The sequence below is a fragment of the Ligilactobacillus sp. genome (assembly GCF_036846325.1).
Classification (GTDB): Bacteria; Bacillota; Bacilli; order Lactobacillales; family Lactobacillaceae; genus Ligilactobacillus.
On the sequence record NZ_DAIUCE010000190.1, the window covers coordinates 1 to 422 of the forward strand.

At 52.4% G+C, this 422-nt stretch carries 1 protein-coding gene; it reads left to right on the forward strand.

Features of this window, described 5'->3' with window-relative positions; genetic code table 11:
• On the forward strand, positions 1-422 hold a 422-nt coding region (locus V7Z60_RS10050), incomplete at both ends, for an HAD family hydrolase (protein WP_334117670.1).

Here is a 422-nt window from a genome sequence, read left to right on the forward strand (position 1 = left end):
CGGTGGCAATCGTCTCCGGGATGAGCCGCTCATCCAGAAACGGCGTCGTCATCAAGACGGGAGACGTCCTGGAAAAGCTCGCAACGGCTAAAACTGCTGCATTTGACAAGACAGGAACCATTACCAGCGGAAGACTGAGTGTCGACAAGGTAGTTGCGCTCAAAGGCTTTGACAAGAAGGCGCTGCTCGAACTGGCAGCAAGTTCCGAACAGTCATCAAATCACATTCTTGCGCGTTCTCTTGTCTCCTATGCACATGACCATGGCATTGACCTCGATACTCCCGAGGAACTGCAGGAGGAAACAGGCAGGGGAATCAGAGCAAGAATCAATGGTCATGAAGTCATGGTCGGCAAGCTCAGATATGTTGCACCGGGCCATGAAATGCAGGCTCTGAAGGAGACTGCCGTCTACGTTTCAGTT